Origin of the sequence: Sinosporangium album, from assembly GCF_900100605.1 — a bacterium.
Taxonomy (GTDB): Bacteria; Actinomycetota; Actinomycetes; order Streptosporangiales; family Streptosporangiaceae; genus Sinosporangium; species Sinosporangium album.
On record NZ_FNCN01000068.1, the window covers coordinates 1 to 9,570 of the forward strand.

Below are 9,570 nucleotides of genomic sequence, written 5' to 3' on the forward strand. Positions count from 1 at the left end.
GGAGCCGGAGCCGGAGCGACCCCTGTGGATTCAGGTTGCCGAGATCATGCTCCAACGCATTGATTCGGGCATCTATCCACCCAGAACGCTCATTCCCAGCATCCAGCGCATCCAGCAAGAGTTCGGGGTTGGCCGTAACACCGCTCGGCACGTGATTGCGTACCTGACCGAAGAGGGTCGAGTCCGCCCCGTCCCAAGCTTGGGAACGTTTGTCGTTCCCCCTGGCGACCTGCAATAACGCCTGACAGTGCGCGGGATCTCCCGCCGTCGGCGTAAATGCGCCCCAGGTAAGCATGAACTGTTCCAGACGCTCGGGGACCAAGCTGGTGACTTCCCATACCGCCACAGACATTAAACATCTAATGTTTGTGGGTATCAGCTTCCCTTGCCTGCACGGGAAGAGTCAAGGGAAACATTGGATGTTTGCGGTTTCGGCGTAAGCTAACCCCACCTGAGAGGTAGAGAGGCGAGAGATGATCAAGCTGTCGTACCGCGAGATCGCTGCGATCCTGCGGCAGGAGATCATGGACGGCCTCTACCCACACGGGTCGCTGCTTCCCCCGGAACCCGTACTCGCCGAGCGGTTTGGGACGGCTCGAAGCGCGATCAACAACACGTTCCGTGTGCTGCGTGGGGAAGGACTCATCAGCACGCAACAGGGAAGAGGAACCTACGTGACCGCTATGACATCACCGATAGTGCGCAATGCGTCGCTTCGGTACCAGGCCCATGCCCGGGAGCAGGGGCACGGCGCGTTCGACTACGAGGTGCGGCAGCTTGGCATGACGCCCAAGTCTGATCTGACCATCAGTAGGGTCCTCCCGCCGGAGCAGGTTGCCGAGATCCTCGGCGTGTCGCCCGGCGGCGAGGTCCTTGCGCGTTCGCGGCAGATGTACGCCGACAATGTGCCGGTCCAGATCGCCACCTCCTACATCCCGCTGGACATTGCGGCCGACACTGTCCTGGAAGAGGCGGAGCAAGGGGCGGGCGGAATGGTCAGCCGCATGGCCGACCTTGGCTTTCAGCAGACGCGCATGACCGAGCGCATCACCGTCAGGCCGCCGAGCGAGGCTGAAGCCGAGTTCCTGTCGATGTCGTCCGAGCAGCGCGTTTACGTGATTCATCACGTGGGCTGGACATCAAGCAACCGCCCGGTCGAGGTATGCGTCCACGTTATGCCTACGCATTACTGGCAGCTCGACTACTCCTGGGAGGTTGACCCGACCAGTTCCTAATAGGGTGATCGCGCACAAACTGGAACAAAGCTCACTTATTTGCGCTTACAGGCCCCCGCGAATGAAGCTACGCGGGGGCCTGCTCATTGCGACCGCAAATTGTCATGAGCCCGGTTGGTCACACCCACTGCCCTTCAGGGGGTACGAGGCGGAACGAAGCAATAGCCAGAGCCAGCCTCCTGACGGTGGGAATGCTGGCGTCAGCTGATGATCCGCTCAGGGTTATCCAGCCAGAGCCGCGTGCCCTCCGGGGCTATGGTCGCTCCGAACCGGTCGCGGCCGGGTTCACCCCACCCCACCCACCGGAAGTAGGCGTCCACCGCCTCGTCCCATACCGGCCGCGGCCCGACCTGGTAGACCTCGAAATCGTTGGCGCCGGGCACGTAGGTGACAAGGGCCCACTGTCCGGGGTCCCCGGGATCGACCAGCCACAGCCGCACCCGGCCGTCGTCATCCTGCCGCGCTTGGTGCTTCCTGATCTGTTCAAGGGCTCGTTCGGTGCACCCACACCGGACGAGCCCGTTTTGCGTTGGCTTGCGAAGACAGAGAGAAGCCGGTTGGTAGGCTTATGGTATGCCTACCAAAGACCTACCACAAGAGCCTGTGGTCTGGCTTTGGTAGCTGTTGAGCTGGTTCTTCGCCCGTCTATGGTGGGCTGAAGGTTGATCAACCTGCTGAGACGAGCTGGAAGCCCGCTGGGGAGGGCAAGGGGTATGCCGAGACCGCCGACGAAGGCGCATGGGATAGCAAGTGCAATCGCGGCAAAGATCGTCGCGGGTGACTATGCCGCCGGCGCATGGCTGCCTTCCGAGCGGGAACTCGCCAATGAGTACGGCGCGGACCGTTCAACTGTGCGCCGGGCCTTGCGCTTGCTGGCAGACCAGAATCTGGTGTTGATTCAGCCGGGCACAGGAACTCAGATTCGCGTTTCAGAGCCGGTTCAGCGGGATGCCAGCGACATAACTAAGCAGGTGGGAAACTGGAGAGGATTCGCGGCGTCGGTACTTCAAGCCGGGCGCGAACCATTTACGCGCACGACAGTTCGAGAGATCCATGCAGATATCGTCCTCGCAAAGTGGCTTGCGGTACCCATCGGCTCACAAGTACTTGAACGCGCCAGGGCGCAAGGTATTGTAGGAGACCCTCCGGTTCAAACGTCTACGACATATGTGAACTGGCAATTCGCTGAGAAGATTCCGCGACTTCTGCAAGTCGATACTGGACCAGGGGGCATCTACTCAAGGCTTGAGGAAATTGGCCACCGCGTCGAGATTTATGAAGAAAGTGTGACTTGCCGCCTGCCAAACAAAGAGGAACAACACATTCTCGAAATCAGGCAAGATCAGCCTGTCCTCACTCTCTGGCGACGCGCGTACGACATATCCGGCTCTATCATTGAGGTCACTCACCGCGTCGTTGTTGGCGATCGTCATGACCTGATTTACCGCTACGGACCCGGAGCATAGATCCATGCCTGAAAATATCGAACCGAATATCAAGCAGCTCTCCAGCACGATAGTTCATGAAACGCCTTACATGCGGTTGCGTCATGACGAAATCCAGCGCATGGATGGCTCAAGGGGGTTGTATTCTTATGTCGAGAAGCCAGATTTCGCTCTCATTATCCCAATGGAGAACGACGGCTTCCATCTGATCGAGCAATATCGTTACCCGATCGGTCGGCGATCCATAGAATTCCCTCAGGGCACTCTACCGAATCTGGCCACTGTTGACCCCGAACAGCTTGCCCGGATTGAGCTACGCCAGGAAACTGGCCTTTCATCTGAGTCAATGCGACACCTTGGCCATCTCTACTGTGCCGCTGGCCTAACAGCACAAGGGTTCGACGTTTTCCTCGCAACGGGCCTAAGCCATGGCGAACCCGAGCTGGAGGCTGAAGAGCAGGACCTTCGACACCAGTGGTTTTCCCGTAAGGAGGTGAATGAAATGATCTGCAGCGGAGTAATAGTGGATGATTCAACCCTTGCGGCCTACACTCTTTTGATGCTCAACGAGCAAGTTTGACATCCAAATCCGAACATCTAGACGGGCTCGGTCGCGCAGAGAGGAGCGCCAGATGGTTCAGGGGTATAGCGCCGGGCGAGGACATATCTCATGAGATCACGTCGCCCCCGAGGAAACCTGGTCAAAAGGAACCTTGCAACCAATAGCCCTGGTTACTCGTTCCCCTCGGCATCCGGACGCGAGGTCTGGAAGCACCACGTCCTGCCCAAAGCATCGGTCGAGCCTCTGGCTGATCCACGGATCGCGAAGATGCTCGGCGTACCAGCGGGAAGTTCAGTCATGCGGCGCTTCCGCGTCACAGGGCCAGAGTCCGAACCGCCGTTCCAGATCAACATCTCGTGGATTCATCCACGCGGCGTTGCCGCCGCTCCCGAGGTCGCTTCGCAGACTCGGGGGCCAGGAGACTGGCTGTACCAACTAGAACAAGCGGGGCACTGGCCCATCAGCTGGGTGGAGTTCCACCGAGCACGGATGCCGACCAAAAACGAGGCTGGTCTTCTGGAGATCCCGACAAGCCTGCCCGTGCTCGAAATAGTTCGACAAGGCATCTCAGGGCAAGACGGCCAACCGATAGAAGTAACCGAGTACATCGTGGCCAGTGATCGAGTCGAGACCGTTCACGTCCTGCACCGCGATGCATCCGCCCAGGACCCATGGCCCACCATCTCCATTTCCAAGTGAGTGAACGATGCCACTCACCGTTGAAGCAGCCGCCCGCACCCACATAGGGCTCGTGCGCCGCAGCAACCAAGACGCCTTCCTCTTGGGCCGTCACCTGCTCGCCGTGGCCGACGGTCTCGGTGGCCACAACGCCGGAGAGATCGCCAGCTCGTCCGTGATCGACGCTCTGCGGCCCTACGACCGCCAGATCGAGACGGTGCAACTGATGGACACTCTGGGGCGAGCGGTCTACTCAGCCAGCGAGACCCTGCAGCGCAAGATCCAGGTTCAACCAGAGCTGGCCGGCATGGGAACGACCCTGGTAGCGATGTTGTGGTCAGGGAAAATGGCGGTTCTCGCGCACATTGGCGACTCCCGCGCATACCTGCTACGCGATTCCGGCTCCAGCAGCACGACCTCACTCGTGCAGATCACCGAGGACCACACCTGCGAACGCCTCCTCGCCGATGCCAGCAGCGTCCCCGGCTTTTCGGGGCGTATCTCCCGATTCCTCGACGGCCGTCCCGACGGCCGATCGCCGGATCTGGCTACCTGGGAGCTACGTGCCGACGACAGATTCCTGCTGTGCTCCGACGGCCTGAGCTCGGCCGTACGCAGTGAACTCATCCACGAATCCCTACGTTCTTCTGCCAGCCCTGAGAATGTCGCCGATAGCCTCGTCGCCTTGGCCATCAAGCATGGCGGCCCGGACAACATCACCGTGGTTGTCATGGATGTACGGGAAGCCACATTCAACCAAATAACCTGAAACGGAGGTTCCCTACCTCAATCCAGGCACTTCCCATTGCGTGTCGGCGCGTCCGCCCGTGACGCTACGAGCGCACACGGAGCATGGCAAGCACCGCAAGGGGGGCGGTTGACTTACCTGTTCCGGTCCGGGGCGAGATGATTGGTCGTGGGAGCCGCCATACCCCGCTGTCATGCTCATCTGGCCTGAAGCCACCGCACGGACATTGGTTCCTGGCCGGAACCGAACAATTCCCCGTTCATCGGCGCAGCGCCCTGGCCCCGACATATCGTCGGCACGATACCCCTCCCCGACAGGAGGCATCGTGGACAACCCGGCAACCGAGCAGTGGCTGCACGGCTACCTCCTCGGCTCCGGCGGCATGGCCCAAGACGAGCGCCTCCTCGAACACGCCGCCGAAGCAGGGCACGCCACCAACGCCCTCCACCGGGCCGCCCGGCGAGCGGGAATCCAAACCGGCGAACTGAGCCGCGGCACCAAATGGTCACGCTGGTGGTGGCTCCCTGGGGTCACCTACACGCAAGCCGACGCCAAACTCGTCGGAATCACCTCCGAGTGGGATTGGCCGTACGGCCCCAACATCGACCTGCGCTCACGCGTCGCGATGATCGAGTGGGCTAAGGGCCACGGGCTCAGACTCGCCCGCTCCTCCGCGCCTCTCTGCCCCACCTGGCTGGAGCAGGGCCGGTGCCGCGGCTGCGACAAGCGCGGCGGCCACCACCATTTTCGACTCGACCACATGAGCGGGTGGACCCGAGGCGGCGCCCCTGCCGTAATCGTGAACCACCCCTACGGCCTCGGTGCCGACGATGTGCGGTACCTGGACGAGGCCACGGAAAGCGGCCTGCTCACCGTCAGCGTGCCCGGCGCCGGCTGGTACGGCCACTCCACCATCCAGGTCGAACTCTGGGCAACGGCAGCCTATGACGCTGCGACAAAGGCACGGCTCACGGACCGGTGACGGCGACGCAGGGAATGATCACTGTGAAACTCGCGACCTTCGCCTTGGCGGTACTCTTCGCCACCCAACCCGCAGGGTGCGACGACAAGCGCACCACCACCGCCCCCTACAGGCCAGGCGCTCTGGGATGCGAACGCTACGTCCACATCGAAGCCGTCCGCATCGGCTCGGCCAAGCCACGTGTCCGCGTCCTGGTCAACGAGGAGTGCACCGACCCGCCGGGCGTCGCCACCCAATTGCTGTCCATCACATTGGAGTACCGTGAGTCGCTTGGCGCTCCCTGGCTGGTCGTCGGCAACGACAAGTTCCCGCGCATGGCTTCCGACCACCGGTACGTCCTCACCCACACACCATGCCTGTCGGGACGCTACCGGGCGAAAGTCGGCGTCGCGGGGACTTTCGACACCGGCAGGGAATACCGTGCCTCGACTCGGGAATCGGCTCGGGTGAACTGCGAAAAGCCCCGCGACATCGCTTCTTACTAAGGCCGCCACCAGCGCCGCCGGGCGGCTCGGGCGCGGAAGGCCGTCTCGCCGTCCGGGTCACCGCCGTACGGGCATCGCACCCGCAGACGCGGGTGCGATGGCACTACGCCCACGGCCCAGTGAGACGCCGCATCTGCCGCCGCGTGCGTGATGTTGACGGTGGTGTAGGTAGGCGGGCGCGTGAAGTCAGGGTCCTCGCCGAGCCATACGCCCCACCCTGAGCGCCACCAGGCGACGGTCCACACCTGCTCGTCCACGTGGTCCACGCCACCGATGGTACGCTCCGCGTCTCTGAGCCCGTCCAGCACCGGCAAGCGGTGCCGTCACCGGTTTCCGATGAGATCAGCGGGAGCGGCCGGGCGGCAGCTCTCGCCGGTGGGGAGGCCCGGCCGCTCGTCGGCCGCCGTCCGCCCGCGGACTGCGGGCGGGTTGGACGTCGATCCGCTCAGCTTGAACCCGTTCCGGGGGGTTGGCCGGACGTGCGAGCATCACCTCGAATACCAGCCTGCCGCCGCCGTTGCGGTGGCGAAGGCGGGTGGTCGGCCCGACCACGAGGCCGGGGCACTCGCGCAGCCACGCGTGCGCAACGTCGAGTACCTCATCGACATCGGATGCGTCGTCACCCATCGCCCTGAACTGCACCATCTTGTTCTCCTGTCCGGGGGTTCGCAGAGTTTCAACCGGTCGACGGCGCCGAGAGCAGCGCGCCCTCGACGACGAGCACCCGGGACGGCCGGCGGCGGCCGCGGCGCGGTGCCCGGGGCGCGAGCCGTACCCGCTCCGCGCGCTCGACCGCAGCGAGCTCCTCCGCGTGTTCCGCGCGCCGGCGCATCTCCTTGCGGCTCTCCTCGAGGCCGGCGACCCGGGCCGCGCACGCCGCACGCTCACCGGCCAGCTCGGCTCGCGCCTCCTCGGCCTCGGCGGAGGCCTTCGCCGACGCGGTGTCGGCCGTCTTGACCTTCCTGGCCGCGTCCTTCTCCGCAGCCGCGATCGAGGCGGCCGCATCAGCCCGGGCCGCGTCGACGTCCCGCGCGGCGGCCGCCAGGCCCTCGGCGAGCTCGGCCCGGGCGCGTTCCGCCTCCTCGGCGGCGGACTGCGCCCCCCGTTCGGCCGCGCAGGCCTGCTCGTCGGCCTCGGCCGCCGCGCGGCGCGCCTCCTCAAGGTCGGCCTCGACCGCCAGGCGCCGCTCCCGCTCGGCGGCGAGTTCGGCGCGCATCGCGGCGACCCTCTCGGCGGCCGCGGCCTCTGCGGCTTCCAGCTGGGCTTCCATCGCCTCGACGTCGCGGAGCAGATCGAGCTGCGCGGCGAGGTCGGAGAGCTTGGCGGTGAGCCGGTCAACGTCCCGACGCACCTCGGCGTGCAGCTGCGCGGCGGTGGTGGCCGCGACCTCGACGGGCCGCTCGTCGTCGACCGCCCGGCCCTCACCGGCCTCGCGCGCCAGGCGCTCCTTCTCCCTGAAGGCGGTCCTGGCGGTGTGGAGTCGGCGGTCGTGTTCGTCGACGAGGTCGCAGTACTTCCTCGGGGCGCCGGCCTTGGCGGTGGTCGAGGGGACGGCGGCGGGCCGGCCGCAGCCGGGGTAGGCGCACGTGATGTGTTTCATTGCGATCCATTTCGTTCGGGAACGGATGGAATGAATGGAATGGAATGAATCCGGGGCGCATCGGCGCCGGGGCCGGGCGGGCGTCGCGGCCCGCCCGGCCGGCGGCAGGCTCAGTCCTGGCCGAGCTCGTCCGCGAGGTGGCCGTACACCTCGCCGGTCACGGCGGTGCCGACGTGGCCGAGCGCGGCGTCGATCTGCTGGGGGTCCGACATCTTGATCCCTCTTCGGTCGCGGGTTGGGGGATGAATGGCCCGGGGCGCGTCCTGCGCCCCGGGCTGTAGGCTTCGCCCGGGCGGGCCCGCGGCATAGGTCGTCGCGGGCCCGCTCCTAGGCGACCAGGGCGAGCTTGCGTTCCTTCTTCGCCTTCTTCGCCTTCTTCTTCGGTTTCTTCTTGGGCTTGTCCGCGCGCATCGCGGCGTCCAGGAGGTCGGCCGCAGCCCCGTCCATCCCCGGGTCCAAGTGGCCGTAGGTGTCGGCCGTGATGACGATGCTGGAATGCCCCAAGCGCTTGGAGACGGTGTCCAAGGACAGCTTGCCCAGCAGCGCCACGGCGTGCGCGTGCCTCAGCTTGTGGGCGGTGGCCCGGGTCTCCACATCGTGCGCCCTGGCGAGCTTGACGACCTTGCTCCAGTGCGTCCTGTGCCAGGCGCCGGCGCGGAAGATGCCGCCGCGGGCGCCGGGGAAGAGCAGGGCCTTGCGCGGCACGCCCTCCATGCGCCGCGCCAGCATCCGCACGACCTCATCGCCGATCCGCAGCGTCCTCAAGGCCTTGGAGCTCTTGCCGTAGTCGGCGATGTACAGCTCCCGCGTCTCGCCGCGCTCCTTGACGACCTGGGAGACCCTGAGCGTCTTGCGCTTCAGGTCGATGTCGCAGGGGCGCAGCGCCGTCATCTCCGACCAGCGCAGGCCGGCGCCGAGGGCGAGGACGACGATGTCGCCGGCGACCTGCGACACCATGTAGGCGATCTTGATCCACTCGGCGATCTCCTCACCCGTGGGCACCTCATCGAGCGTCACCCTGCGATTCCGCTTGGGCAGGATGACGCCGATGCAGGGGTTGACACCGAGGGGGATGTCGGGGTTGCGGGCGGCCCAGGCCAGGGCCGGGCTGATCACGCTCCCGTGCACGTTGGCGATGGTCTTGGGGCTGTAGAGGCTTGGCTTGCCGGTGCGCGTGTGGGTCCTTTCGCCCATCCAGGTCACCCACGCCTGCACGATCTCGGTGGTGACCTCCAGGAGGCCGATCCCGCCGAGGGGGCCGACCTGCTCGCCCCTGACCGTGGGGACGGCGGGGCAGACGTGGGCCGCCGAAAGCCGCCGGTAGCCCGCGACCTGCCGCGCCTCGGCCTTGCCGGTCTGGGTGAGCCAGGCGAGGTAGTCGCCGATCACCTCGCCGAGGGTCGGCGCGTCGACCGCCTGGACGGCCCCGCCCCGGGGCCGGGAGGCCTCGGAGTCGGCGTCCTCCTTCGCCGGGCCCTGCGGGGCGGGGTCGCCGGTCCCCAGGCCCCTGCAGCCCTTGGGGTAGCCCCCGGGCCGCCGCTCGCCGCCCGCCTCGACCAGGCCCTTGAACCGCCTGGCGGTGCCCTTGTCGTCACAGGTCTCGCTGTCGCGCGCCCCGGCGCGGCCGCCGCCCTCCCTCCAGTAGACCCGGTAGGTGGTGCCCCTGGGGCCCGTCCTCTTCTCGATCCCTGCCACGGACTCTTCCCTTCTGAAACCGCGCGCCGGGCGGGCCGTGCCCCCAAATGTGCCCCCAAGACCCGCAAACAAAAAGAGCCGGTGACCTGTTCACGCAGGTCACCGGCTCTTTTTGCTTCGCGGAGGGTGTGGGATTCGAA

13 protein-coding genes are annotated in these 9,570 nt (G+C 65.6%); 8 read left to right on the top strand and 5 right to left on the bottom strand.

Going from position 1 to position 9,570, the window contains the following annotated elements:
- Positions 1-46 precede the first annotated feature (46 nt).
- Together BLQ73_RS35220 and BLQ73_RS30325 are read left to right on the top strand one after the other, a co-directional pair.
- Positions 47-238 (top strand): GntR family transcriptional regulator, encoded by a 192-nt coding sequence (locus tag BLQ73_RS35220; RefSeq protein WP_420820053.1) that lies wholly within the window; start codon positions 47-49, stop codon positions 236-238.
- Positions 239-473: 235 nt separating this feature from the next.
- Positions 474-1,235 (top strand): GntR family transcriptional regulator, encoded by a 762-nt coding sequence (locus BLQ73_RS30325; protein ID WP_093176263.1) that lies wholly within the window; start codon positions 474-476, stop codon positions 1,233-1,235.
- A gap of 200 nt (positions 1,236-1,435) precedes the next feature.
- Here the strand turns inward: BLQ73_RS30325 and BLQ73_RS30330 are convergent, their stop codons facing one another.
- Positions 1,436-1,675 carry a hypothetical protein gene (locus BLQ73_RS30330; protein WP_093176266.1) on the bottom strand — a complete coding sequence of 80 codons (240 nt, stop codon included), beginning with the start codon at positions 1,673-1,675 and terminating at the stop codon, positions 1,436-1,438.
- Between the two features lie 222 nt (positions 1,676-1,897).
- On the opposite strand from BLQ73_RS30330, the gene BLQ73_RS30335 reads away from it, so the two are divergent.
- From BLQ73_RS30335 to BLQ73_RS30360, 6 genes are all read left to right on the top strand, one after another.
- Entirely contained in the window at positions 1,898-2,701 is an 804-nt protein-coding gene (locus tag BLQ73_RS30335) for a GntR family transcriptional regulator (protein WP_143020539.1), read from the top strand.
- Between the two features lie 4 nt (positions 2,702-2,705).
- Positions 2,706-3,260 (top strand): NUDIX hydrolase, encoded by a 555-nt coding sequence (locus BLQ73_RS30340; protein WP_093176271.1) that lies wholly within the window; start codon positions 2,706-2,708, stop codon positions 3,258-3,260.
- A 90-nt stretch (positions 3,261-3,350) separates the two neighbouring features.
- Complete coding sequence (locus BLQ73_RS30345) at positions 3,351-3,941, top strand: UTRA domain-containing protein (protein ID WP_093176274.1); 591 nt, start codon at positions 3,351-3,353, stop codon at positions 3,939-3,941.
- 7 nt (positions 3,942-3,948) lie between these two features.
- Positions 3,949-4,689, top strand: coding sequence for a PP2C family protein-serine/threonine phosphatase (locus tag BLQ73_RS30350; RefSeq protein ID WP_218126101.1), 741 nt, complete (start codon positions 3,949-3,951; stop codon positions 4,687-4,689).
- A gap of 304 nt (positions 4,690-4,993) precedes the next feature.
- Positions 4,994-5,650 (top strand): hypothetical protein, encoded by a 657-nt coding sequence (locus BLQ73_RS30355; RefSeq protein WP_093176277.1) that lies wholly within the window; start codon positions 4,994-4,996, stop codon positions 5,648-5,650.
- A gap of 23 nt (positions 5,651-5,673) precedes the next feature.
- Positions 5,674-6,135, top strand: a complete 462-nt coding sequence (locus BLQ73_RS30360) for a hypothetical protein (protein WP_143020540.1) — start codon at positions 5,674-5,676, stop codon at positions 6,133-6,135.
- Here the strand turns inward: BLQ73_RS30360 and BLQ73_RS30365 are convergent.
- The 4 genes from BLQ73_RS30365 to BLQ73_RS30380 all read right to left on the bottom strand — a co-directional run bounded on the left by BLQ73_RS30365 (position 6,132) and on the right by BLQ73_RS30380 (position 9,430).
- A complete protein-coding gene (locus BLQ73_RS30365; protein WP_143020541.1) occupies positions 6,132-6,401 on the bottom strand; it encodes a hypothetical protein in 270 nt (89 codons plus the stop codon). The two genes, BLQ73_RS30360 and BLQ73_RS30365, sit on opposite strands and share 4 nt — an antisense overlap.
- 76 nt (positions 6,402-6,477) lie before the next feature.
- Positions 6,478-6,780, bottom strand: a complete 303-nt coding sequence (locus tag BLQ73_RS32985; RefSeq protein ID WP_093176284.1) for a hypothetical protein — start codon at positions 6,778-6,780, stop codon at positions 6,478-6,480.
- A 31-nt stretch (positions 6,781-6,811) separates the two neighbouring features.
- A complete protein-coding gene (locus BLQ73_RS32990; protein ID WP_093176287.1) occupies positions 6,812-7,735 on the bottom strand; it encodes a coiled-coil domain-containing protein in 924 nt (307 codons plus the stop codon).
- A gap of 327 nt (positions 7,736-8,062) precedes the next feature.
- Positions 8,063-9,430 carry a tyrosine-type recombinase/integrase gene (locus BLQ73_RS30380; protein WP_093176290.1) on the bottom strand — a complete coding sequence of 456 codons (1,368 nt, stop codon included), beginning with the start codon at positions 9,428-9,430 and terminating at the stop codon, positions 8,063-8,065.
- Positions 9,431-9,570: the final 140 nt, after the last annotated feature.